The organism is Vibrio sp. AIC-3, from assembly GCF_013114515.1.
Lineage (GTDB): Bacteria > Pseudomonadota > Gammaproteobacteria > Enterobacterales > Vibrionaceae > Vibrio > Vibrio crassostreae_C.
Map to the genome: position 1 here is coordinate 1 of NZ_VTXG01000012.1, position 24,761 is coordinate 24,761.

General features: G+C 44.9%; 19 protein-coding genes. 9 read left to right on the plus strand and 10 right to left on the minus strand.

From position 1 onward, the window contains the following. Nucleotides 1–152: 152 nt before the first annotated feature. The 5 genes from F0229_RS10370 to yghU form a co-directional block, all read right to left on the minus strand. On the minus strand, nucleotides 153–476 hold the full coding sequence (locus F0229_RS10370) for a DOPA 4,5-dioxygenase family protein (RefSeq protein WP_017060873.1): 324 nt from the start codon (nucleotides 474–476) through the stop codon (nucleotides 153–155). Between the two features lie 166 nt (nucleotides 477–642). Then, nucleotides 643–1,440 carry a metal ABC transporter permease gene (locus F0229_RS10375; protein ID WP_216606112.1) on the minus strand — a complete coding sequence of 266 codons (798 nt, stop codon included), beginning with the start codon at nucleotides 1,438–1,440 and terminating at the stop codon, nucleotides 643–645. A 2-nt stretch (nucleotides 1,441–1,442) separates the two neighbouring features. After that, entirely contained in the window at nucleotides 1,443–2,348 is a 906-nt protein-coding gene (locus F0229_RS10380; protein ID WP_253820986.1) for a zinc ABC transporter substrate-binding protein, read from the minus strand. 16 nt (nucleotides 2,349–2,364) lie between these two features. Beyond that, the gene (locus F0229_RS10385; protein WP_171732774.1) at nucleotides 2,365–3,501 is read right to left on the minus strand and encodes a hypothetical protein; all 1,137 of its coding nucleotides are present in this window, start codon (nucleotides 3,499–3,501) and stop codon (nucleotides 2,365–2,367) included. Nucleotides 3,502–3,818: 317 nt separating this feature from the next. Beyond that, a complete protein-coding gene (yghU, locus tag F0229_RS10390) occupies nucleotides 3,819–4,676 on the minus strand; it encodes a glutathione-dependent disulfide-bond oxidoreductase (protein ID WP_102428327.1) in 858 nt (285 codons plus the stop codon). Nucleotides 4,677–4,960: 284 nt separating this feature from the next. On the opposite strand from yghU, the gene F0229_RS10395 reads away from it, so the two are divergent. Next, the gene (locus F0229_RS10395) at nucleotides 4,961–5,305 is read left to right on the plus strand and encodes a YajD family HNH nuclease (protein ID WP_017060876.1); all 345 of its coding nucleotides are present in this window, start codon (nucleotides 4,961–4,963) and stop codon (nucleotides 5,303–5,305) included. A 180-nt stretch (nucleotides 5,306–5,485) separates the two neighbouring features. Here F0229_RS10395 and F0229_RS10400 read toward each other — a convergent pair whose 3' ends face one another. After that, nucleotides 5,486–5,866, minus strand: coding sequence for a hypothetical protein (locus tag F0229_RS10400; protein WP_017064770.1), 381 nt, complete (start codon nucleotides 5,864–5,866; stop codon nucleotides 5,486–5,488). Nucleotides 5,867–6,460: 594 nt separating this feature from the next. On the opposite strand from F0229_RS10400, the gene F0229_RS10405 reads away from it, so the two are divergent. The 3 genes from F0229_RS10405 (at nucleotide 6,461) to F0229_RS10415 (ending at nucleotide 12,019) form a co-directional block, all read left to right on the plus strand. Beyond that, nucleotides 6,461–7,699 (plus strand): OFA family MFS transporter, encoded by a 1,239-nt coding sequence (locus tag F0229_RS10405; RefSeq protein WP_171732775.1) that lies wholly within the window; start codon nucleotides 6,461–6,463, stop codon nucleotides 7,697–7,699. A gap of 57 nt (nucleotides 7,700–7,756) precedes the next feature. Continuing rightward, nucleotides 7,757–9,421 (plus strand): VRR-NUC domain-containing protein, encoded by a 1,665-nt coding sequence (locus tag F0229_RS10410; RefSeq protein WP_171732776.1) that lies wholly within the window; start codon nucleotides 7,757–7,759, stop codon nucleotides 9,419–9,421. Between the two features lie 243 nt (nucleotides 9,422–9,664). Continuing rightward, entirely contained in the window at nucleotides 9,665–12,019 is a 2,355-nt protein-coding gene (locus F0229_RS10415; protein WP_171732777.1) for a fatty acid cis/trans isomerase, read from the plus strand. 101 nt (nucleotides 12,020–12,120) lie between these two features. On the opposite strand, the gene F0229_RS10420 is transcribed toward F0229_RS10415, so the two are convergent. Further along, nucleotides 12,121–13,059: a LysR family transcriptional regulator gene (locus tag F0229_RS10420; protein ID WP_017069448.1), complete on the minus strand. Its 939-nt coding sequence runs from the start codon at nucleotides 13,057–13,059 to the stop codon at nucleotides 12,121–12,123. Between the two features lie 93 nt (nucleotides 13,060–13,152). On the opposite strand from F0229_RS10420, the gene F0229_RS10425 reads away from it, so the two are divergent. From F0229_RS10425 to F0229_RS10435, 3 genes are read left to right on the plus strand one after another with little or no spacing between them, the layout of a single operon-like run. Then, on the plus strand, nucleotides 13,153–14,478 hold the full coding sequence (locus F0229_RS10425) for a cytosine permease (RefSeq protein ID WP_171732778.1): 1,326 nt from the start codon (nucleotides 13,153–13,155) through the stop codon (nucleotides 14,476–14,478). A gap of 5 nt (nucleotides 14,479–14,483) precedes the next feature. Further along, nucleotides 14,484–15,608 (plus strand): DUF917 domain-containing protein, encoded by a 1,125-nt coding sequence (locus tag F0229_RS10430; RefSeq protein ID WP_065584596.1) that lies wholly within the window; start codon nucleotides 14,484–14,486, stop codon nucleotides 15,606–15,608. A 4-nt stretch (nucleotides 15,609–15,612) separates the two neighbouring features. Further along, entirely contained in the window at nucleotides 15,613–17,193 is a 1,581-nt protein-coding gene (locus F0229_RS10435) for a hydantoinase/oxoprolinase family protein (protein WP_171732779.1), read from the plus strand. Nucleotides 17,194–17,328: 135 nt separating this feature from the next. Here the strand turns inward: F0229_RS10435 and torS are convergent, their stop codons facing one another. Then, complete coding sequence (torS, locus tag F0229_RS10440) at nucleotides 17,329–20,334, minus strand: TMAO reductase system sensor histidine kinase/response regulator TorS (RefSeq protein ID WP_017060885.1); 3,006 nt, start codon at nucleotides 20,332–20,334, stop codon at nucleotides 17,329–17,331. Nucleotides 20,335–20,426: 92 nt separating this feature from the next. Between torS and torT the strand changes: the two genes are divergently transcribed. Then, complete coding sequence (gene torT, locus F0229_RS10445; RefSeq protein WP_171732780.1) at nucleotides 20,427–21,455, plus strand: TMAO reductase system periplasmic protein TorT; 1,029 nt, start codon at nucleotides 20,427–20,429, stop codon at nucleotides 21,453–21,455. A gap of 60 nt (nucleotides 21,456–21,515) precedes the next feature. Continuing rightward, entirely contained in the window at nucleotides 21,516–21,971 is a 456-nt protein-coding gene (locus tag F0229_RS10450; RefSeq protein ID WP_017064778.1) for a methylglyoxal synthase, read from the plus strand. A gap of 117 nt (nucleotides 21,972–22,088) precedes the next feature. Here the strand turns inward: F0229_RS10450 and F0229_RS10455 are convergent, their stop codons facing one another. Both F0229_RS10455 and helD read right to left on the minus strand, forming a co-directional pair. Next, nucleotides 22,089–22,439, minus strand: a complete 351-nt coding sequence (locus F0229_RS10455) for a VOC family protein (protein ID WP_017071128.1) — start codon at nucleotides 22,437–22,439, stop codon at nucleotides 22,089–22,091. 87 nt (nucleotides 22,440–22,526) lie between these two features. Further along, nucleotides 22,527–24,602 carry a DNA helicase IV gene (gene helD, locus F0229_RS10460; RefSeq protein ID WP_017064779.1) on the minus strand — a complete coding sequence of 692 codons (2,076 nt, stop codon included), beginning with the start codon at nucleotides 24,600–24,602 and terminating at the stop codon, nucleotides 22,527–22,529. Nucleotides 24,603–24,761 lie beyond the last annotated feature (159 nt).

The window sequence follows — 24,761 nt, forward strand, 5'->3', positions numbered from 1 at the left end:
GGGTACGAGTCACTGAAAGTATATTCGGAACCGCCGTATGCGACCCACGCTTGTACGGTGGTGTGAGAGGACGGAGGCTGCGAGGCCTCCTCCTACTCGATTTCATGTATTTTCCGGTCGGAATGAGTTAAGTGCAATATTGGTATATTTGATTAGCTAGTAAGCGTTTCTTCAAAGACACCCAATTCACGACCAAGCCAGATCGCTCGTACTGTGTGATCCAAAGTTTCTTCACCGCCAGTTACAGGGTGAATAAGCACCGACATATCACCGCGTTCTTGCTCAAGCCATTCAACAATGCCCGACTCTTTGTTCGCAAAGTGAATCTCAAACATTGGCATCTTATGTGGACCAACCAAACGCTGTATTAATGGGAAAACCTCTAATACATCTTTACGTTCCGCTAAAATTTTCTGACGCAGTGTTTCTGCTTGCTCTGCAAATCGCAGAGGGAAATAGATATGACCGTGGTACATGGCACCATCCTTTAGAATTATGATGTCGCGATTTTATACCTAAACCGCCTTTAATAGCTAAATCTAAATATAATATGCCAGCGCTATCGGTTCTAAACAGAGAAAGCGCCATGGTCTTGTTAACGTCAGGTTCGTTGCCTCCAAGTTAAACCTTAGAGGCCTTTTCCTAACCACAAGCTCGTGTCGAACTATCAGTACAAGTGCTTCTAATCAACTTCATCACAATATTAAACATCACCCCCACCAAAAACAGTGTGATGACAATGCTGGCGCCACTTGGCAAATCGTAATAAGCCGACACTGCTAAGCCCGATAAAATACCGATAGTGCCAATCCCGATACTCGCGATAAAGAAGCGAACGCCTTTATACGCAGCTGCACATAACGCAGGTATCACCAGTAACGCAAACTCCAAATATATCCCAGTCAGCTTTACGGTGATCGGCATCAAAATAGCGAAGATAAGATAAAAGCCACTTCCCTGCATAAATTCAGGCTTTACGCTAATCAACACCAACATCGCGGTCGTGATTATTGCCAATGGCCAGACATCATCCCAGGTAGACCACAATAGCTGCCCGTTGAGAATGCCTTGAATAAAATCGGCGCCATGAGGATCTTTGCTGACCAATAGAATCGCTAATGAAGCCGATACCACAAACAAACTTCCTATCATTGGTTCTAAGTGTTGTTTGTAACGCTTTTCCATTAACGCAATTAATCCGCATAGCAACAATGACATGACCCACGGGCCAATCATCTCTGCAAACCAAGAGCCGCTAAACTGTGCATATCGGCTCAACCAATAGTGACTCAAAGCGGCGCCAAGGGCAGCCACTTGCGCAACAGCGAGATCAATAAAGATGATCTGGCGCTTGAGGACTTGCTCCCCAAGCACAATGTTGCCGACTAATGCAATTAATCCACACAATACCGCAGGTGCCAACCAACCATATTCATTCAACATTATGATCTCGTTGATGTGTCTGGGTTAACGAGCGTTCTAAGCAATTCATCAATGACTTGATCGTACATTTGGTCAAGGCTCTGACCTTCTGTAACCGTCAATGGTAGCTGTATCGTAGGCTTGTTGATTTGCTGGTTAAGCCAATTAGCAGGACGTTGGTCTTGGTGTGATGAATACACAATCGCATCAAACGAAGCAGGATCCAACTTGGTCAATGACTGTAAATGTGACGTAGTCGGTGATATCCCAGGCTTAGGTTCTAAATCAGCAATTTGCGCCATATCTAACCAGTCAAAGAGGTAACGATATGTAGCATGATACCCGACCACTTTTTTACCTTGTAACAGCTCTGCTTTCGTTTCCCACTCTGCCAATTTATTACGCCAGTTGGCACGAAACTTCATGCCATTTCGCATGTAGATATGTGCATTGTCAGGATCAAGCAGTTGTAAACGCTTGGTAACTTCTCTCGATATAGGAATCATATATTCAGCAGCAAACTGAACATGTGGGTTTCCGTGAGCATGGATGTCTCCCATGCTTCGATCGACATGGTCATGGGTATCAAGCATACCTACCATATCGCTCGCGTATAACATGGTGGGCGCGCTATCTTGAACCGCAGGATTACCACTGCGTACTTGCAGCATTGGTAACCAGCCTACTTCTAATTCAGACCCTGAACACATTGCCATATCTGCTTGACGCATTTTGGCAATAAGTGATGGTCTTGCTTGAACATAGTGCGGGTCTTGCTTAGCCGTAGTCGCCGAATAGATGTTGGCATCAGGAGCGTGACTATGAACAAGAGCTTGCCATTCAGGCTCACAAACGAAAATATTCAACGCCATTGTAGACGAAGATGCCATTATAGATGAGGATACAATGGCAACACCTGTTGCCATTGTAAGTAGGAGTTTCCTAGAATGCATGAGCACCGTGCGCCCCAAAGGTCATCACATACTGAAGGGTAAATACGTTATCTGTCTCTTTACTTTGGTTTTCAACGCGAGAGTATTGCGCTCTAACTGTACCAAAATGAGATGAATCCCAAGCGATCATTGCATCTGCTTCTTTGTCGTTCATTGCAGTAAAGTGCATGTGGTCACCATGTGCGTGTCCATCATAGCTTTCTGCTTCACCGTAACGCAGGCCAGCAGACCAGCTTGGGCTAAATCGGTAGACACCCGAGACATAGTAGCCTGCTAGTGTATCTGGTGATTCTGCGTCATTTTTGAATTTGTCATCGACGATGCCATCTAACAACATGTATTCAGCAGCAAGCGTGAAGTTTTGGTATTTGTAGTTACCGTTTGGAGCCCACTTCCATACAAAGTCAGCACCGTATAAGTTTGAGCCCGTTACCGCCGCTCCGTGGCTATGATCGTGGTCATGGTCATGCCCGTGATCATGCTCTCCAAACTCACGAACTTTACCGTTTTCATTTCGTAAGTAGCTCAAACCAAACTGCCAGCTTGATGACTCTGAAAAGTCTTCACCTAGCTTAAGAGTTGTAGTGTAAACACCAACGTCAGAGCCATCATCAACAGACGACATCTTACTACCACTTAGCGCTTCAACACCGAACTTCACATACAGATCTGTAGGAAGAACGATGTTTGCACGAACACCATCATCGTAATAATGAGAGCCTAAAAATGTACGGTAAGCAGCAGGACGCTCAACAAAGCTATCGGTATGCATATGTTGGTTATTTAGGTAGCCGAAATCAGACAAGAAACGACCACCTCGAATGCTTAAACCGTAAGGCATCGTCAGTGTTTCAATGAAAGCTTCTTCGAGCCGTAATTCAGTCTCATCATCGTGAGTTTCAATAACCGTAGTCAAAGAGCCATAAAACTTATCATCGATATTCGCAGACATGTTCAGTTCTGTATGACCAAGACCAAAGCCTTCGCCGCGCTCTGAGTTATTACGTTGACCGTCTTGATAATACCCATCAAGAACGACACCAATTTGAGGGTTCGACAACGTGTCGGCAAAAACAGGGGAAACGAGAATGCTACCAACCGCTAGAGAAATCAATTTTTTATTCACAACTTTTTCCTTTCTAAGATACATCACCAATTAATTTTTTGTTATGTTATAACATTGCAATAAATAGTTGATCGTTGAAATGTAACAAAGTATGAAATAACTCTGATAACAGGGCATTAAATAGGGCAAAAGCCATTAATATTCAACCACATAAACAAAAAAGCAATTGACAAGTGAAAGCGAATAGTAACGGTATTTATCGAAAGACTGATATAAGGAAGGAATGATTCGATGGAACAAAAAACTAGAGTTTGAGTTAACGTTGGCCGCTAAAACAAACTCTAGAGATACTGGTGTCGACTATCGTTTTAAAATCACTACGGGCGTAGCTTTAAAACTCGATCAATGTCTTCCGCAGAGTGGCGCTCTGGTACTTGCTCCCACTCTTCGCCAAATGAACGGTTAACCACTCGGCCGCGTTGGAAGCCTTCGCGCGCTTCTAGTTGCTTCGCCCAGCGCACAACGTTGGTGTATGACTCAACTTGTAGAAACTCGGCCGCATCGTAAATTTTGCCTAGCACAAGGTTGCCATACCAAGGCCAAATCGCGATATCAGCGATGCTTAACTCGTCACCCGCCACAAATGTGTTATTTGCGAGCTGTTTGTCTAACACATCTAGTTGACGCTTAGCTTCCATTGCGAAGCGGTTAATTGGGTACTCTTGCTTTTCATCCGCGTAAGCGTAGAAGTGGCCGAAACCACCGCCTAGGAATGGTGCCGAGCCTTGTGCCCAGAACAACCAGTTAATGGTTTGCGTTCTTGCTGCCCCTTCTTTTGGTAAGAAGTGACCAAATTTTTCTGCTAGATGCATCAAGATAGATGCCGATTCGAATACATTCACGTCTTCGTCACCAGACTTGTCGACAAGTGCTGGTATTTTGGAGTTTGGATTCACGCCAACAAAGCCAGAAGAGAACTGATCAGCCTCACCGATGTTGATTAAGTACGCATCATATTCAGCTTCTTTAACACCCGCCGCTAACAACTCTTCCAGCAAGATAGTGACTTTTTGACCGTTAGGTGTGCCAAGAGAATACAATTGAAAAGCATGGTCACCAACAGGAAGCTCTTTATCAAAGCGAGCTCCAGATTCAGGACTATTGATGTTTGCCCACTTGTTACCACCAGCAGTATCGTTAACCCAAACTTTTGGCGGAGTGTATTGTTCTGACATGATATTTCCTTATTAATATAGGGTCTCACAAACTGATATTAGGTCACATGCCTGCGGTTAAAACCCCTGAATACGATTTATTTTCAAACTGTTAAGCATGGCTTATTCCAGAAAGACATAACCCGCTTAAGCGTTAGTGTGTAGAAGGTAAGTCTGTATTCAAACTTCAATCTAATATCGATAAGTCCACTGCATCATTTAGCAATGATTTTACGAACGACATACCGACAGCTTCAAGAAAGCTGTGATAAAATCGGGATATTACAATTGATAAGGATTTGGCAATGTCTTCTGATTTCACAGGTTCGAGTGCAGCGTATGCTCGCCAAGAGAAAGGCTACCGCGAAAAAGCACTAAAACTGTACCCTTGGGTTTGTGGTAAATGTGCGCGCGAATTTGTTTACTCAAACCTCCGAGAGCTTACCGTTCACCACGTGGATCACGACCATACAAACAACCCTGAAGATGGCAGCAACTGGGAGCTACTGTGCCTGTACTGTCACGATCATGAGCATTCAAAATACACTGACCATGAGCGTTATGGTGTGGATGCAAAAGCGAGTTTAGATGATCATCAGTCAGCGACACACAACCCGTTCGCCGATCTCGCTAAGATGATGAAGAAATAACACACCTTCAGAGTAGTCTTTGGTAGATGGTAACTGCTAGATAATAGATACATAACAAGTAACCCCAGTATGTCACCATACTGGGGTTTCTTTTATCTGCCGTCATAACCAAATAATAGAGTTCAGGTAGGCAGGATCAAAAAAGCCTTCCGAAGAAGGCTTTTTAAGAATCAAATCGAATTATGCTGCCGCTTGCTTGCGAGACTCTTCTACCTTCTTAGCGCGTTGTTTTAGCGTCAATTTATCGCGGTATGCAAACCAAACGTAAGACACAACCACTAAGAAGAACAGGTATGACAATGAGAAAATGAACGGCGATTGAATGATATCGTTCGAGATACCCCAAGAAACACCGATAACAGTCACTGCAATTTTCGCAAAAAAGCCACACATCAATAGCACTAATGCCAACTGTGGGAAACGCGTACTGCGGAATGCAAGCCAGTAGCAACTACCAACTGCTAGAGCCGCAACATAGAAGCCGAATAGGAAAGAGTGAATATGGTCAGCTGCCGCTACACCACCAGAAATTGACATCAATAAAATTAAAAACAGTTTCATAATACTCGCCTCACCATAAGTTGGAAACGCATCCTTTCAAATTTGGAATCTCAGTTTGCATACTATTTTCCCACTTTTTACGGACAACACAACCCCTCCAATCGAACAAAATGTAAGCAAAAGTACTAACAAAAATCACCCTTAACAATTGCTTAACATTCTGTTTTTAATAAAACTCCGTTACTCCTTGTCTCATATGAACAAAGCGCTGTTACGATTTATTTTGTTACACAAATTTAACCTTGGAAATTAATTAAAATTATTTGTAACTCTGTGATATCCGCACGCAATACGCGTCTATTCAAAAACCATCACCTCAAAATCCCTGAAATAATAAGAAGACAGAGCGAAAAAGAACAAAATAGAGAGGTGTTAAAAACATTTCAAAAACCAATGAAAAACAACTTATTAACAAATTGAATTTAATTTACCAAAAATGGAAAAAGAGATTCCAATCACATTTTAATTGGTTATAATCCGCGCTCTTTTGCGCTATCTGTTGATAAACGCAAACTAATTTTGAAGAAACAATCACAATAACCCGTCTTTAGTTAAGTGGCTCTCCACTAACCGATGACAAAACTGAGAATAAAAATGAGCAAGATTGATAAAGCAACACGTATCCTGCTAGCAGGCTTCTGTATCAACCTTTGTCTTGGCATCCTGTATGCTTGGAGTGTATTTAACAAAGCGCTAGTAACTGAAGCTGGTTGGAGTGCTGCTGAAGCATCTTCACCTTACGCTATTGCAACTATCACATTCTCTGTTTGTCTTCTTGTTGCGGGCATCCTACAAGACCGTATGGGTCCACGTAAGATCCTTATCCTAGGTACAGCGCTTACAGGCCTAGGTATGATTGCTTCTGGTTTCGCTACAACGCCTATGATGCTGAACATCACGTTCGGTATTATAACAGGTGCAGGTATCGGCTTCGGTTACGCATGTCTGTCTCCATCAGCAATGAAGTGGTTCCACTCTTCTAAGAAAGGTATGGTTAACGGTCTTATCGCAGCAGGCTTCGGTCTTGCGGCTATTTACCTAGCACCAGTAACTTCTGCGCTAATCGACAGCATGGGTATCCAAACTAGCTTTATGATTCTTGGTGTTGGTGTACTTGCAATCGCAGTACCTCTAGCAGCAACAATCAACAACCCACCAGCGGATTACACGCCAGCTGAGCCTAAAGTAAAAGCAGGCCAAGCTCCTAAAGCGGTTAAGAAGACTGAAGACCTAACTTGGAAAGTAATGCTGAAGACTCCTCAGTTCTACTCTCTATGGATCATGTACGCATTCGCTGCATCTGTTGGTCTAATGATCATCGGTAACATCACTACAATTGCTAGCGTTCAAGCTAACCTGCCAAACGCAGTTTACCTAGCGTCTATCCTTGCAGTATTCAACTCAGGCGGCCGTGTTGCTGCGGGTATGCTTGCAGATAAAATCGGTGGCGTACGTACTCTACTTCTAGCGTTCATCCTTCAAGGCGCGAACATGGCTCTATTCGCTACGTTCAACTCTGAATTCACGCTAATCATTGGTACGGCTATCGCAGCAGTTGGTTACGGTACGCTTCTAGCAGTATTCCCAACACTAACTGCTGAGTTCTACGGCCTGAAAAACTACGGTACTAACTACGGCGTGCTTTACACGGCATGGGGTATCGGCGGCGCTATCGGTGCAGCAGTTGTTGGCTTCTCAATGTCAAACGGCGAAGGTTACGGCCTAGCTTACACAATCTCTGCAGTTATGATGGCAGTGTGTATTTTTCTAGCAATCATCACTAAACCAATCTCTGAAGCTAAAGTTGCTGAACTAAAAGCATCACAAGCTTAATCAACAGAAAAGATTGAATTTGTTACTGAAGAGCTTAACCTTAGGGTTAGGCTCTTTTTGTATCAAGCGACTTCTCCATTGACGACCGAAACCACTCTTCAGCTCTCCCCCACTTATTATCTCGACAACTTCAATCGACTGGTTGAACACGCTCAAACGCTCTACCCCGATCTTCTGAGTGATGATGAATGTTGTTGGTTGTCCGCATACAAACGTCTTTCTGTTTCAAGCCAATGCCTAATGGTTCGTTTGCTTTCTCGTAAAGGCCGTTGGTTTCGCAGCGATAAACTCAACTATGTTGAGATCCCAGATCTAAAGACCGTACTGCAAGAGCTAAACAGCTCAGGCTTCATTGGATTGAGTCATCCCGAAGAACAGCATGACCTCGCCATTAGTGAGGTCGAGCTCGGGTTGCACTTGCTCACCAAACCAGAGCTGTTGAGTGTATTCCCCGCCCTTAAGAGCCATAGAAATGCCAAGAAAGACGAGCTGTTGTTACGGCTTGATCAGCAACCTTTTGATCAATTTCAAAACCTCTCTTTCGACTGTATTTACGTCATCGAATCTCAAGTGATTGATGTATTACTGTTGCTGTTCTTTGCCAACACCTATCAAGACTTAAGTCAGTTCGTGTTAAGCGACCTTGGGCTAAACACCTTTGAGAACTACCCATTAAGCAAGCAACGCCGCTTCTTCACCTCTAGGGATCAGCTCAATCAATTAATCCAGATGCGCGATATTCAACGCTTGTATTCAGAAGGTGACCGCAAAGATGGCGAGTTTCTGGAACTGATTTTAAATGCGATTCCTGAAGAATCAGAACACAGAAGTATTGCCAGAAAACGATCGCGTTTGATCAATGATGTTGCTCGCGATCTTGAAAGGCTTAATCTAAACGACCAAGCAATCTTTTGGTTCAGACAATCTACACTTCCTCCGAGCAGAGAACGACTTGCACGCATCTATGATAAGCAAGGTACGCTAGACTTAATGTGTGACATTGTCACGCAAATGAAAGCTACTCCATCGGATGTGTCAGAGTTGGAAGTCGCTATTAAGCTTGAAGACCGGCTGCTACGGAAACAGGGGCACAAAGTTTCACGAACCATAAAGCCGAGCTGCAAAGAGTTAAAACTGGAATTAGACCTCAGCCAAACTCGAGTCGAGCTTGCGGTAAAGCAGCATTTTGAGAACCAAGGTTGGGACGTCTATTTTTCAGAAAACAGTTTTCTGTGTGGCTTGTTTGGTTTGGCTTTCTGGGATGTCATTTTCGCAGACGTTGAAGGCGCCTTTATCAATCGTTACCAACATCGACCATTGGATCTGTACCATTCAGATTTCGTAGACAAGCGAGCCGAACAGATTGAAGCCGTGTTTCAGACGATATCCAAACATGGGCTGAACCATTTTCTTGATACTTACGATGAAAAGCAAGGTATCGCGAACCCCTTTGTTCATTGGAATTATTTTCCTAAGTCACTCATCGAACATGGTATGGCTTCAATTCCAAATGCCTTGGTTGTAGACCTCTTCAAAGTGATATTGAGTGACTTAAAGCTATTTAGAACTGGGATGCCGGATTTGATTGCGTTCAAGGGCGATGAGTTTCATTGGATTGAAGTCAAAGGCCCTGGCGATAAACTGCAAGACAACCAGTGGCGCTGGATCAAAGAGTTTGAGCGATTGTCTGTCCCCTTCTCTGTTTGTTACGTCAATCAATGAGTCTTAGCTCTTAACTCTTAACTCTTAACTCTTAACTCTTAACTCTTAACTCTTAACTGCTAGCTTTTAGCTCTTGGGACTTAAATCTAGCTAAGTCTAAACACCAATTTCTGAGCACTAGCGAGTGACGCGCATCGACAAGTCACTCGTCCCATCAAGATCTTGTCTACAAAATTGTTAGAACATGAGCATTTTCAATCATTTTCGATATAATTATAGAAAATGTCTAATATTTAAATACGTATGAATTTGAAAAAACTCTTCATTTTAGCTTTTGTTAGCGTCTTCTCAGGTTGTGCCGTCTACGCGGGTTTAAACTTCGACGAACTGTTTGGTGAACAACAAGTACGCGATCGCCAAGCACCTATTCTTTCAGCTCAAGCGCAGCACTTCATTGACGAAGTAAAGCCCATCATTGATAACCGATGCGTGGTTTGCCACGCTTGTTATGATGCCCCTTGCCAACTCAAAATGTCTTCAGTGGAAGGTATAGACCGAGGTGCGAGCAAAGCACTCGTTTATCAAGGTACTCGCTTAACCGCATCTGCCCCTACTCGCTTATTTGAAGATGCATTAACTACGCAAGAATGGCGTGAGGCGGATTTTCACCCTGTACTTAACGAACGTATCCAGAACCCAACCGCCAACCTCGATGCTGGGCTTGTTTCTCGTATGCTGAAGCAAAAAGAAAACCACCCTCTTCCTGATCAAACGCAGCTCGAAGGCTTTGATTTCTCAATAGACCGTGACCAACAGTGCCCAACCATTGAGGAGTATGCCAAATATGAAAAAGATTACCCAACTTGGGGAATGCCTTATGGGATGCCAAACTTAGACAAAACCGAATACGCGACTTTAATGAGTTGGTTGAAAAATGGCGCGTTAATGAACGACCACATTCCATTGACTGATGCAGAACAAGAGCTCGTTAATGTCTACGAAAGCTTTTTAAACAAGAGCGACAATAAGAGTCAACTTTCAGCACGTTATATCTACGAGCACCTGTTTTTATCTCATGTCTATTTTTCTGATTTAGCTCAACCAACGCGTTTCTTTACTGTTGTTCGCTCTGCAACACCACCAGGTGAAGCGGTACAGCGCATCACGACTCGTCGCCCTTATGACGATCCAAAAGTAGACCGTGTTTACTACCGTCTGATTCCAGAACAAGGCACTATCGTCAACAAAACGCACATGCCTTTCGCACTTAATAAAGAGCGTCTACAAAAGTGGAACACCTGGTTTGTCGACGTAAATTACGAAGTAAAACAACTACCTAGTTACGACATCGATGTTTCAGCTAACCCAATGACTTCGTTTGAAGCACTGCCAGTAAACTCGCGCTTCAACTTCATGTTAGATAATGCGCAGAATACCATTATGGCCTTTATCAAAGGGCCGGTGTGTCGTGGTCAGCTTGCATTAAATGTCATTAATGACCGTTTTTGGGTCTTCTTTGCTGATCCTGAAAAAGCGGATCTACCAGAGATAAACACCTTCTTTAAGAACCAAGAAAAAAACTTAAAGCTACCAAGTGAGCTCAGCAGTAATACACTCCCAATAACTAGCTGGATACACTACTCAAAACAACAAGCACGATACCTCGATGCCAAATCAAATTTCACGAATCAATGGTTTAAGAATAGTGAACACCTAAATACCGATCTCATTTGGGACGGAAATGGCACCAACCCAAATGCAGCATTAACGATCTTCAGACACTTTGATAGTGCCTCTGTTGTCCAAGGTCTGGTTGGCCCTCAACCTAAAACTGCATGGATTCTTGATTATGCTCTTCTAGAGCGTATTCATTATCTTCTCGTTGCAGGCTTCGATGTTTACGGCAACTTTGGCCACCAGCTGATTACACGCATGTTCATGGACTTCTTGCGTCTTGAAGGTGAGAGTAACTTCTTAAGCCTTCTTCCTAAAGACGTTCGTCACATTGAACACTCTAGTTGGTACCAGAACCAAAGCGCACAACTGAGTGACTATTTGCAGCGAAACATTGCACCTTTTGATCAGCCGACCAGCGTGGTTTACAAAACGGCGGATCCGAAACACGAACTGCTTGATATGATCAAAGATAAGCTCGCACCTGTTCTCGATAATCGCTTTGAGATTGTTGAAACAGGTTTTGGTAGGAAGAATGAAGCACTGCTTAACCAAGTGAATTTGATAAAGGGCGAAGGCCTGCGTCATGTGCCTCAATTAGTGATGATCATGATTGAAGGCGAAAACGGCGAAGAGCAACTGTTCACCATGATTCACAATAACGCGCACAGCAACATTTCTAGCTTGTTTAATGAAGAAGGTAACCGTGATTACGCCAATGATGACCTTACCCTCGTACGAGGCGTTGTCGGTAGCTACCCTGCGGCTTACCTATCATTAACCGAGAGCGAGATTCCTACTCTGGTTAAAACGCTGCAAAACTTAAGCACTGAAGAAGACTACGTGGCGCTGCTGGATAAGTTTGCGGTACGACGCAGTTCTAGCGAGTTCTGGCCATTCAGTGATCGCGTGCATCGTTGGTATCAACAAGACCAACCGATCGAGTTCGGATTGTTGGATTACAACCGCTTCGAGAACCGTTAGTTTTCACTCATAAAGCATAAAAGCAAAAATCCTCTGTCTTGGTAGAGGATTTTTTGTATATGAGAAAGTATCTTAAGTGCTATTGAGAAGCGACGAGTTCTCTATATTGAATCCGATGCTTCCGGTTGGTGTAGCTCATCAAAAAACGCACGCGCGGCGGGGGAAAGGGAATCTACAGGTTGCTTCAACACCACATAAAACTGACTCTTAAGGCTCCACTTCTCGGGCTGAAGCGGAATCAAGGCTTGGTCATAATGGCCACGGTCGATTAAATGAGACGGTAAAAAACTCAGGTGTGTGCCCGCCAAGGTTAAAATTACACCCGACTCGACATGCCAGCCATCAAAAGGCTTTACGGAATCGTACTGCTCAATATTCAGTAATCGGAACATCTCATCTTTGGCATAGCCGCCCATGTTGATACGACAGCCATCCAATGAGAAATCCTTGTCCATGATCTTCTCAGCCAGATCCTTACGCGCGTACAGATAACTGTGCTCTTCAAACAGTGGGTATTTATGTTGAAACGCTGATTTTTGATGTGACCCTAGAACCACTATCATCATATCAATCTGGCTCTTTGCTAACTTCTCATTCAACTGGGTGAAATCCCCGACATCAACACTCACCTCTACACTGTTACTGCGTTGGTAAAACGTCTCGATCGCTTTGGGAAGTGGGTTATAAGGCAAAGTGACGGTGTTATCCAAACATCCAATTCGCACATGCCCAGAGAGTTCCGTCTGTACACCTCGTAACTTATAAGCGAAGTCGGTTAAGGTCGATTTTAGTTGGTTCGCATATTTATACACTTGCTCACCTTCATGAGTCAGCTTAAAACCACGTCGACCACGTTGGCATAATGTTAATTCTAAGCTTTTTTCCAAGGCAATAAGCTGATTACTCAGCACTGGTTGACTAATCCCAGTGCTTGCTACCGCCTGATTGATGCCTCCTTGCTCAACAATTTCACAAAAAAGCTCTAATCTACGTAGGTCTCTTTTATCTAACTTATTGTTTGGATTCACTTTGCCACTCACATTTGTTTTTTGTTATGTTTACATCTGATTATATTCATTTATTAATAATAAATACATCAGTATGCTTTATTCACACTTATGGAATAACAATGCATGGATGGCACTATGGCGGCAGAAGCTTACGTGAATAAACCCGAAGCAACACACAGCCACAAAAAGATAGATGACTTCGAGTTGGAACCCGTTCCCGAGAAGGCCAAACGATCTTGGTGGGTCATCAGCCTTATTTGGTTGGCAATCGGCATCGACATTTCGGGACTGTTTCTCGGCTCGATTCTAAGCAGCGGTATTGGTTTTGAAGACGCACTGCTTGCCACGTTTATTGGTTCAGGCTTATTGGCGATCATCGCGATGCTGTGTGCCAACATTGGCTTTCAAGCTGGCGTGTCTACCCCGCTGGTGAGCAGCGCGGTATTTGGCCGTAACGGCGGTAAAATTCTTGGCTTCATCAACGGCATCTCATTAGTCGGCTGGTTCGCATTCCAGGCTGATTTCTTCGCTTTCATCATGGTCGATGCACTGGCGAAATACGACATCATAATTTCACACCTCACCGCTCTTATTGGCGGCAGTGTGTTAATGATGATGACGGCTATCTATGGCGTTCGTGCTTTAGGCAAACTCAGTACCTATTCTGTTCCATTGATGGTGACGTTGATTACCATCGGTTTGTTTATGGCTGCTGATTATCAAGGTGGCGCAGCGCCATCGATTGAAGATCCTTTGACGCTTGGCCAAGCCATCTCTTTTGTTATGTCTATCTGGATTCTAGCTGCGGTTGCTGCACCTGATATTGCTCGCTACGCCAAAACACGCCGTGATGCGATTTTAGGAGCGGGTATCGGTTTCCTCGTCGGCAACAGTGCCATCATTCTTATCGCATTGATCTTGACCAAAATGACCGGCACCGACGACCTAGTTGAGGTCTTCTTCACCTTAGGTTTAGGCATGGCAGCTATCATCGTGCTGGTGTTCGCACAATGGACGACCAACAGTAGCAACCTGACCTCTGGCGGCTTATGCATGTCGATGGTTCTACCTAAGATTCCGCGCCCTGTTCTGGTTGTGATCATGACCATCGTCGGCATTGGTATCGCTCAACTCGGCATGGTGAACAAGTTTACCGACTTCTTAATGCTACTCAGCGTAACCATTGCGCCTGCTGCGGGTGTCTACATCGTTCAATATTATGTTTTAGATTCGACAAAAATGAGCTTTGAGAACATCCAACAAGTTCCAGCTTGGATGTTTAAAGGCTTGGCTTCTTGGGCATTTGGTACTGCATTCAGCGCTTGTACTGCACCAGAGTTTTTCAACCTGTTTTCGTTCACCAGCATCTCGGCGTTAGACGGCATTCTTGCCGCTGGTGTGATTTACCTCGCCCTAATGAAGCTTTCTCCTTCAACTGATAAGGAATAGTAGTTGTGATTATTACTGAACAAATGATTGATGATATCGCGCTGGGTGCGACGGTATTAGGTACTGGCGGCGGCGGTGACCCATACAGCGGTGCCTTGATGGCGAAAGTAGCCATTGCAACGGCAAAGCACCCTGTACGCATGATTCCTTTAGAAGACGTGCAAGACGATTGGATGACAGTGCCCTCTTCAATGATTGGCGCACCAACCGTCGCAGTAGAGAAACTCAATTCGAAAGATCAAATGTTGATTGCTTTCGAAGCGATGGAAAAAGCGCTCGGCACTGAAGTGGCGGCAACGTTTCCTATCGAAGTAGGCGGCTTCAATTCATTGATTCCAATTCTCGTTGCAGCACAAAAGAGCATTCCTGTGATCGATTGTGATGCGATGGGACGTGCGTTCCCAGAAGCTCAGATGGTGACCTTCTTTCTTGATGGTCTCCCTTCTGCACCAAACACATTGGCCGATGAGCGTGGCAATGTCGTCACACTTTACCCAATTGACGGTATTTGGTCTGAAAAGTTTGCGAGACCAATTACCGAACAGATGGGTGGCTCTGCAGCAATGTGCGATTACCCAATGAACGGTAAGAACCTAAAACGCAGCGCACTGCCCGCAACACTGACCCAAGCGATGAAAATTGGTGAAGCGATTAGAATGGCGAACGACAACAATCAGAGTGGCACACAGGCCGTCTTAGACATTGTCGGCGGTCATACCATCATCAGTGGCAAGATTGTAGATATTCAACGTGAAACTGATGGTGGCTTTGCAACAGGTGGTGTCGTGATTGAAAAGTTGGCTCAGTTTGAAGATACCGGCGTCGATAACGTGTTTGTGCAGTTCCAAAACGAATTACTTCTCGCGCACAAAGGTACAAGCCGCGCAGACATGAACCAAGATAACCTGCTGGCATCAACACCGGATCTTATTTCGATCTTGGATCATGAAACCGGCAAGCCAATCACAACCGAACAACTTCGTTACGGGCAGCGCATTGACCTTATCGCCTACCCTTGCGACCCAAAATGGCGCACTGACAAAGGTATTGAAGTCGCGGGCCCGGGTTACTTTGGCTACACCGTCGAGTATCAAACCATTGAACAACTAAAGTCTACATTGAAGAGGTAGTAGCATGACAAACATTACGCTTGATTACTGCCGTTTGGGCATTGACGTAGGTGGCACCAATACCGACGGTGTGCTGCTCGACGCAGACTTGAATGTGATTGCCAAAGTAAAAACCGCAACCACACATGACATTTCAACAGGTATTGATAACGCGATTGCTGCGCTATTAAGCCAAGCAAACATTGATGGTCAGCAAGTGAAACATGCGATGCTTGGCACGACTCAATGCACCAACGCAATCGTTGAACGAAAAGGCTTAGATAGAGTCGGGATGATTCGTTTAGCGCTTCCAAGTGGTGATAGCGTCCCGCCCCTTTGTGGTTGGAGCAAAGCGTGGCAAAACTTGCTTGGTGAACACTTCTACCAAGCGCACGGCGGCTATGAATACGACGGCCAGTTGATCGCCGACATTCAAGAGTCTGAGATCCGCGAGCTTTGCCAGAAAATGAAAGGCCAAGTGGATTCCATTGCTATCTGCGGAGTGTTCTCTCCCGTCAACGGCGACCAGGAGCTTCAAGCAGCAGAATGGATTCGACAAGAACTTCCGGGCGTGAACCTATCGTTATCCCATAAAGTGGGCAGTTTAGGGCTTTTAGAGCGTGAGAACGCCACTATCCTCAATGCGGCTCTGCAAGGGACAGCAAAACGATTCGTTGACGGCTTTTGCAGTGCACTCATCAATCATGAAATCCACACCACGCCTTATTTCGGTCAGAACGACGGAACACTGATGTCACAGCAGTTCGCATTGATGTACCCGATTCTTACCGTGGCTTGTGGGCCAACAAACTCGATTCGTGGAGCGAGTCACTTAACTAAGTTAAAAGACGCGATTGTGGTCGATGTGGGCGGCACTACGTCTGATATCGGCGTACTGACTCACGGCTACCCAAGAGAATCGAGCTTAGCAGTAGAAATCGGTGAAGTGAGAACCAACTTCCGTATGCCTGATATTTTGGCGTTAGCCATTGGTGGTGGTACCAAGGTTCGCTTTGAACAGCAGCGTATAGAGCTAGGCCCAGAAAGTGTTGGCCATACCTTGACGCAAACGGCGCGTAGCTTTGGTGGTGATGAACTTACGCTCACCGATATTGCACTCAAAACAGGACAAATGCAGTGGCAGGCAGAACATCAACTGAGTGATGAGATTGGTGTTTCAGCCGAACAAGCAAGCAAGATTTATCAACAAATGGTCACGGATGTTGAAGAAGGCATCGATAAGATGAAGACCTCTGCGGCGAGTGTACCCGTAATCATGGTTGGTGGTGGTAGTGCCCTATTCCCAGATCATTTTGAAGGTGTGAGCCAAGTGGTTCGTCCTGAGCACTTTGAAGTGGCTAATGCGATTGGTGTTGCGTTGGGTGAAATATCAGGTCAATTCGATAAGATCGTACCGATTGACCCAGCATCACGTGAAGAGACCTTAAAGGGCTTGGAAGCGCAATCAAAGCAACTGGCGATTGAAGCTGGCGCATGCAGCGATAATGTCGCGATCATTGAACGCAGCGAGATTCCATTAAGCTACCTACAAGGCAATATGGTTCACGTTAAGATCAAAGCTGCTGGACATATCAAGATGGCTTAGAGCCGTTCCTTGAAAGCCTTACTTAGATTCTTATTCGACAATAAAAAAGCAGGTCACTTCTTCATATTAAAACGGAGAAATAGCCTGCTTTTTGTTTTCTGTTCTTATTTTGGGGCTTTCCGCCCAATAGCCACTCTATAGTTGCTCTCGGAGCGCTGCTAACGAGTCTTTCACCAATTCAGGTAATGAGTCTGCATTATCGCGATATTGAAGTAATGGATCCTCGCTCGCTTCAATGCTCTGGCATAAAGCAAACAGTGCAGATAATCCTAGGCTGCCGGCAGACCCTTTCAGTTTATGAGCTAAAGACTTAATTTCACGAGCGTTGTCAGCGGCACTTGCCACAATCAGTTCATCGAGAGTGACTTGGCTGCTTTGGTCAAACAACCCAACAATCTGCACTATTTTTTCTCGACCGAGAATGGCCAAGTCGTCTTTGATAATCTTAGGGTTAATCATCTGCACAATCGGTTCTCCTTGATTATGTTCCGCGTCTTGGTTTGCTCGTTGTGTCGAGCTTGCAAATGCCAATGCTGATAAGTCTAGCTCGGTTTCCTGAGGTTTAGAGTTTAGCTGACAGCAAACAGCATCTGACGGATCCGGCTGAGGCAGCAACAGCGTGTGACCGTCCAACTGCTCAACAATCAATTCCGATAATGCTTCCTTCTCTAACGGCTTAGGTAAGAATCCATCAAAGCCAGACGACAAATAGCTTTCCACTTCTTCGTTAAACACATGAGCCGATACTGCGATCATTGGGGGTACTTTTCGAATTACGTCTTCTTCACTTTTATGCTGAAGCGCATCGTCTTTGAGTTGTTGAATTAACTCGACGCCATCGCAGTCGGGTAAGTTAATGTCCACCAGCGCAATATCGAACTCTTGCTCACTGAATATGGCTCTCGCTTCTTGTCCGGTTGTCGCAATCACAACCTCGTGCCCCAAGTTATGCAAGAAGCCTTCAGCAACGATGCAGTTTACGGGGTTATCTTCAATCAGAAGTACTTTAGCTCGAATACACGCTTCAATGACCGGTACTTTCGTTTCTATCTTCTCACCGGCTTCAAGTGGCAGTGAGAACCAAAACTGGCTACCCTCGCCTTCTTCAGAATGAACGCCAATATCCCCGTTCATTGCCAACATGATGCTTTTACTGATCGCTAATCCAAGCCCTGTGCCGCCGGTTTTGTTGCGACCGCTATCGGTTTGGGTAAAGGCATCAAACAGACAAGCTTGTTCGCTAGCATCAATACCGACACCTGTATCTGACACTTCAAACATCACTCGATTTTCATCTTCGATATCTAAGCTGATAAAGATATCGACCGAGCCACTTTCCGTAAACTTAATCGCGTTACCGACCAAATTATTCAAGATTTGGCTGATTCGCGTTACGTCACCACGCCAATAGCGTTGCACATCACTTTCAATATGGAAATCAAAGTTCAGCTTCTTCTCAGCGGCACGCCCTTCCATCAATTGGTAGGTATCTTGAACCATCTGATGAAGATCAAACGAAGCAGTGCGGATTTCTAAATGCCCTGCTTCAATCTTTGAGTAATCCAACACGTCATTCAAAATCGCGAGTAGGTTCTTACCGCTGCGGTTAATGATGTCTGCATAGCCGGATTGCAGCGGGTCTAACCCGGTATCTTTGAGCAATCTTGCAGTACCTAATACACCGTTCATCGGCGTTCGTATTTCATGACTCATCGTCGCAAGGAAAGCGGATTTTGCGCGGCTTGCTTGTTCTGCGGCGTTACGAGCCTTAGCGTGGTTCCCTACCTCGATGTTCAGCTTCTCATTGGTCTTTTGCAGCTGGTAGGTTCGGTCTGTGACCAACTCTTCTAAGTGTTCTTTGTGCTCTTCAAGTTCGCGTTTCGCCTTTGCTTCACCCACCGCAACCACTTGTAGCGCCTGCGCGGTGTTTCTGGCAGTGATGATCGCCTCGCCCATATGAGCCAGCTCATCATTACCCTTTACCGAGATATCAATATTCAGGCGACCTTGTGCGATAGACATCAAGGCCGATGAGTATTCAGTAAGACGTTTAACAACCGAGATATACACCACTCGCCACACGATAAATGCAACGATAACCAAACCAATAACCGAAATCACAGACAGTGACCATTGAGCCAAATTCAACGTGCTGGTCAGCTCATCAACCGCTTTTTTGGTACTGCGGTTTGAATCATCAACCAGTTGGTTAACCGTTGTATTCAGCTGAGAGAACAGCTCCAACGTATTTTGCATCAGAAACTCTGACTTTTTGGTGTTCTCATATTGTTCTAATGAAATATCGAACACGACTTGGCGTTTTCTGAGCTCTTCTAGAAGCTGAGACATCTGCGCTGAACGAGTAGGATCTTCGACCGCTTTAACGCGGCGCGCCATGATTCTTAGGTTGGATTCAAATTCTGATTGGATTTGATGAATACGCTCTACGTTGGTAACGGTTTGCGTTTCTTCAATTTGGTTAAGCATTTTGAACGCCAGCAAATGCAATTCGTGTAGGCGCTCAGACAAATCAAGGTCAACCTCTACAAGCGCATCTAAGGCTTGGTAGGCTTTATCCGTTTCTTTGGTTTCTAGCAGGTCATAGATATGCGTGACGTTAGCAACCGCAATGGTAGCCGTGTTCAAAACTTGGGTTCGCGTCAACTGCTCTAGCTCTTCGGCCAATAGGCGCATCTCTTCGACACGAGACGACAACTCTTTGCTTAACCAAAGCTTACGCTCAACCGACACACCCAACTCAGCCAGTGTGTTAATAACGCTTTGAACATTGTTTTCGAGTTTATTGAGGAGCTGAGAATCGAAACTGTCGACACCAAGCTCTTTGATATGTTGAAGAAGCGACTCAAGTTGGTCAAACAGTACGGTGCCAGCCTCTTTTCTTTCGGCCTCGTTTCTCGCATTAGAAAGTGTTTGTACTGACGAAATAATACGGTTACTCAACTCAGAAACCTGACGAGCTTCGATCATGGCAGGAAGCGCCGAATCAACGACGTTTCTTTCCGTTTTGGCTACAAAGCTAAAACCAGAAACACCGATCAATGCAGACAATAGAACCAACAGTGCCATCACTAAGAATGAGGCCAGCAGCTTGCGTCCAATACTCGCTGAAGCTAACAACATAAACTCTAAACCTTAAAACGTTCTTCTTTACCCATGCAGAATACGCTATATTTTGCAGTGTTTCTTATCTAAAACCAACAAAACGGCAATTCATGCTATCTAGACCTTTCGCTTCAATAATTCTTCTCTCACTACTGGCCTCAATAACTACTGTCGCAGGTGCTAGTGAGCCTTTGAGCCCAATAAAGCCCGCCAATGCCACATCACAAAAAGAGAAAATCTGTGCCATTTATCCGCACCTCAAAGACTCTTATTGGTTGTCGGTAAACTATGGAATGATCTCTGAAGCAGAAAAGCAGCAAGTTGAGCTAAGAGTATTGGAAGCTGGCGGTTACCCCAACGTGGCCAAACAAGCCTCGCAACTGGTGCTTTGCACGCAATGGGGAGCCGATGCCATTATTTTAGGTACGGTTTCACCCGATGCGTATCATGACAATCTCAGCGATTGGGTTGGCTCGACGCCTGTGTTTGCTACGGTAAATGAGTTAACCGTCAATGAAGAACAACAGAAGGTATTAAAAGGTACGGTCGGTGTCGATTGGTACCAAATGGGATACCAAGTCGGAGATTTTTTGTCGAAACGACACCCGAAAGGATCAGGCGAAACACCTATCGCCCTGTTACTTGGTCCACAAGCAAGTGGCGGCACTAAGCCTGTAGCACTGGGGTTTTATGATGCGATCAAGTCGAGTGATATCAAAATTGCGATCAGCTATTGGGCAGATAACGATAAAGAACTTCAAAGAAATCTAGTACAGCAGGTGATAGAAGAACCTGATATCCAATATATAGTCGGAAGTGCCGTCGCGATTGAAGCAGCGATCAGTGAGCTACGAGCGGCCGATAAAACCGAAGATATTGGGTTAATCTCAAGTTACCTAAGTCACGGAACCTACCGTGGTTTACTCCGTAACAAGGTACTTTTTGCGCCAACAGATAAAATGGTTGAGCAAGGTCGCTTGTCGGTAAAACAAGCCACGAGTTACTTACGCGGTCAACCTTACGAGCAACACAGCGCACCGATTATCGAAGCGCTGACACCTGCAACTCTCAAAGATCAAATTATCGCCGACTCATTGTCACCTTCTGAGTTTCGTCCGGTATTCAGTGTGAATCCATAGTGCTATATTGGCTGAAGAACTCAAAACAATAAAAACGAAACAACAATTTAGGGAACATTCATGCAAAAAACAACGCGCACTATGCCAACACACAAGCATATCGCTTTGGTCGCTCATGACCACTTCAAACCTGAGCTACTAAGATGGGTCAAAGAGAACAAAGAAAAACTACAAAAGCACTTCCTTTACGCAACGGGCACGACTGGTTCTCTACTCAGTAAAGAGACAGGCTTAGCAATCAAGAGCATGATCAGCGGCCCAATGGGCGGCGACCAACAACTTGGCGCGCTTATCTCTGAAGGCAAAATCGATATGCTGATTTTCTTCTGGGATCCGCTTAATGCTGTACCACACGACCCAGACGTAAAAGCACTGCTTCGTATCGCAAGTGTTTGGAACATTCCTGTAGCAACTAACCGCGCTACCGCTAACTTCCTGTTTAACTCTTCATTGCTTGAAGAAGAAGTAATCATCGAAATCCCAGACTACGAAGCGTATCTAGCAGAGCGCACGTAATCGCACGTTAAATGTGATCTCTACTGAACAGACTAAAAAGCCTGCATTTTATCGCAGGCTTTTTTATGTCTCGTTTCAGACATTAAACAGTTCAATCATAAACAGTGTAGTGAGTCTCTACTTATCACTCCACACTGCCATCTCGTTGCCACTTGGCTCTCTGAAATGGAAACGTCTGCCACCGGGAAAGCTAAAGATCTCACGGTTTATCTGACCACCAGCATCAATTACATCGCGCTCGGTTTGCTCAAGATCTTGGCTATAAAAAACCATCAGCGCCGCGCCATTATCCGTATTCGACGCCAGATCCGCCAAATAGAAGCCGCCCATTAAGCCTTTGCCTTCAAACGCAGAATACTCAGGGCCATAGTCTTCAAAGCTCCAACCAAACACTTGGCTGAAAAACGCCTTAGTTGCGGCGATATCTTTCGCAGCAAATTCAATGTAGTTAATAGAGCCGTGTTCCATAGCAAATTCCTTATGCTTTATGCGTCTGCCTTGTGATATTAGGGCAGGGATTGAAGATCTAATCTTAGACAATCAAGTCAAGTAACATCACTTTTTACGAACAACTGGGTAATCAGAACCATGCAGCTCCTGCACAAAGCCAGAACCGTCACCGCTGTGCGTGATCCATACTTTCTCTTTTGCCCGCGTCATTGCTACATAGAACAAACGACGCTCTTCCGCATAAGGGAACGCGTCTGATGATTCAGTCAATGCGCCATCAATATGCAGCTGTTTTTTCTTGGTCGGGAACTGTCCTTCATCAACACAAAGAATAATGACAAAGTCCGCCTCTTTACCTTTACTGCCGTGGCAAGTCATGAACTTGATATCAATGGAGGTGAAGATCTTCTTCCAATCTTCCAACAACTCTGGCTTGTGGTAATGATTACGTCCAAGTAGCAACACCGATTTATTGGTTTTGCCTTTGGATTGACGGTTCAGTTGATCAAGAATCTTCTCAACTTCTTTGCTTGGCGCACTGTACACCGCCTTCTGCTTTTGTTGCTTGAAGCTGTTCAGTTCTTTCGGAATCTGAATTGGGTTTTCTTGTACAAAGCGATTGGCAACTGCACCTAGCTGATTGTTAAAGCGATAAGTGGTATCTAGGTGATGAATGGTCGAGCTTTCAAAGCGATCCTTAAAGCCCGTGGTCAAATCCACATCCGCACCCGCAAACTGATAAATCGACTGCCAGTCATCGCCTACTGCAAAAATAGAGGCTTGATGCTCGGCTTTAGACTGATTACAAAGTGCTTCAACCAAGGCAAGACGATCAGGTGAGATGTCTTGGTACTCATCGATCATGATAAACTTCCAAGGTGAGATAAACTTGCCCTTCTCGACATACTGGGTCGCTCGACTGATCATGATTGAGAAGTCGATATGATTCTGTTCTTTCAGCTCCTTTTGCCACGCGGTTACACATGGCCAACACAGTGACAGTTCGCTGTTGAGGCGCGTATAGTCTCGATGATCAATCAGCTGTTGCTGTACTTCTTTTTTCGTTAAGCCCGACGCATTCAACTGTTCTAGCTGCTTTTCAAGCCAACCGATCAATTTGAGGTTTGAAACGTGGCTACCAAGCTCATCGTCACCGGTTAAATAAGCGATTGGCCATTTAGACAAATGCTTTTGCCAACGTTTAAAGTTGGTCGGTGTCATCCAGTGCTTCTTCAACCAATCAATGCACCATGCTTGGCGTTGGTTGTCATCGAGCGCTAAAGGAGAAATAACCACACGTTCGGGTTCAACTTGATTCAGTATCTTTAAACCCAACTGGTGGAAAGTGCTGACTTGCACCTTCTCTGCTGATAAACCAATTTTGCTGTCGAGACGTTGCTTCATCTCTTCTGCCGCTTCACGACCAAAAGCGAGCAATAGCAACTCTTCAGCTTGAGCTTGATGGCTTTGCAGTAAATACGCGACGCGAGCCGTTAGAACACTGGTTTTACCCGAGCCTGCACCCGCTAAAATAAGGTTGTGATCATCATTCATCAACACCGCATATTGCTGCGATAAGTTCAGTGGTGACGACTCACATTGCGCAAACAACACTTCCCAGTTTTTTCGCTCGGTCTCTAGCCATTGCTGGTTTCTTTCAGCTTGCTTGATTTCCGTTTCAGATAACCATGGCTGCATTCTTGCGATGCGGTTTGGCATGCGTTGTGCGGCCTCTTCTAGCGTCATTGTCATACTCTCTAAGCCTGAGTTGACCATATCAACCCAAGTGTTGACCTTAGAATGCGGTAGAAAGGCTGGTAATTGCTCAAGACGTGTTAATTCAGCTTCCCACTGAGGTACGTGTTCAGCCAATTGTTCACATTGAGTGTCGTGCCACTTCTGATAAGCACTAACTGACGCGCGTGCAAATTGACGGCATTGATCCCAAGGTAAGCCTTGTACTAACCAACTGCGCTGTGTTCCATCTTGTTGATTAGCAAAAAATTGTAGCGATCCCCAGAACAATCCGCGCTTTATCGCGATCTTGCCACTCCAAATAGTAAATGGGATACGCTCTTCACTGCCTACTGAAGATAACAGCAAGCGTGGACCATCAAGTTCAACCTGATGATATTCATTTTGAATAAAAAACTGTGCAGTCTTGTTAGCGCTTAGCTGCATTGGAGTGTGCTCTTAATTGGGAATATTGAATTTATATCATGATGCAATGAGAATTAATAATATCTCATATCTTATCGACGCTTTCATGACCACCTACGGGCAATTATGGATAAGTATCAAATTCTTGTGCTTGATTTCTGTTAGGATTATGGTTTTTAG

Coding starts and splice junctions, on each gene's coding strand:
- F0229_RS10370 (WP_017060873.1), bottom strand. CDS start 476: ATGTACCACGGTCATATCTATTTCCCTCTGCGATTTGCAGAGCAAGCA.
- F0229_RS10380 (WP_253820986.1), bottom strand. CDS start 2,348: ATGGCAACAGGTGTTGCCATTGTATCCTCATCTATAATGGCATCTTCG.
- yghU (WP_102428327.1), bottom strand. CDS start 4,676: ATGTCAGAACAATACACTCCGCCAAAAGTTTGGGTTAACGATACTGCT.
- F0229_RS10395 (WP_017060876.1), top strand. CDS start 4,961: ATGTCTTCTGATTTCACAGGTTCGAGTGCAGCGTATGCTCGCCAAGAG.
- F0229_RS10400 (WP_017064770.1), bottom strand. CDS start 5,866: ATGAAACTGTTTTTAATTTTATTGATGTCAATTTCTGGTGGTGTAGCG.
- F0229_RS10405 (WP_171732775.1), top strand. CDS start 6,461: ATGAGCAAGATTGATAAAGCAACACGTATCCTGCTAGCAGGCTTCTGT.
- F0229_RS10415 (WP_171732777.1), top strand. CDS start 9,665: ATGAATTTGAAAAAACTCTTCATTTTAGCTTTTGTTAGCGTCTTCTCA.
- F0229_RS10425 (WP_171732778.1), top strand. CDS start 13,153: ATGGATGGCACTATGGCGGCAGAAGCTTACGTGAATAAACCCGAAGCA.
- F0229_RS10435 (WP_171732779.1), top strand. CDS start 15,613: ATGACAAACATTACGCTTGATTACTGCCGTTTGGGCATTGACGTAGGT.
- torS (WP_017060885.1), bottom strand. CDS start 20,334: ATGTTGTTAGCTTCAGCGAGTATTGGACGCAAGCTGCTGGCCTCATTC.
- torT (WP_171732780.1), top strand. CDS start 20,427: ATGCTATCTAGACCTTTCGCTTCAATAATTCTTCTCTCACTACTGGCC.
- F0229_RS10450 (WP_017064778.1), top strand. CDS start 21,516: ATGCAAAAAACAACGCGCACTATGCCAACACACAAGCATATCGCTTTG.
- F0229_RS10455 (WP_017071128.1), bottom strand. CDS start 22,439: ATGGAACACGGCTCTATTAACTACATTGAATTTGCTGCGAAAGATATC.
- helD (WP_017064779.1), bottom strand. CDS start 24,602: ATGCAGCTAAGCGCTAACAAGACTGCACAGTTTTTTATTCAAAATGAA.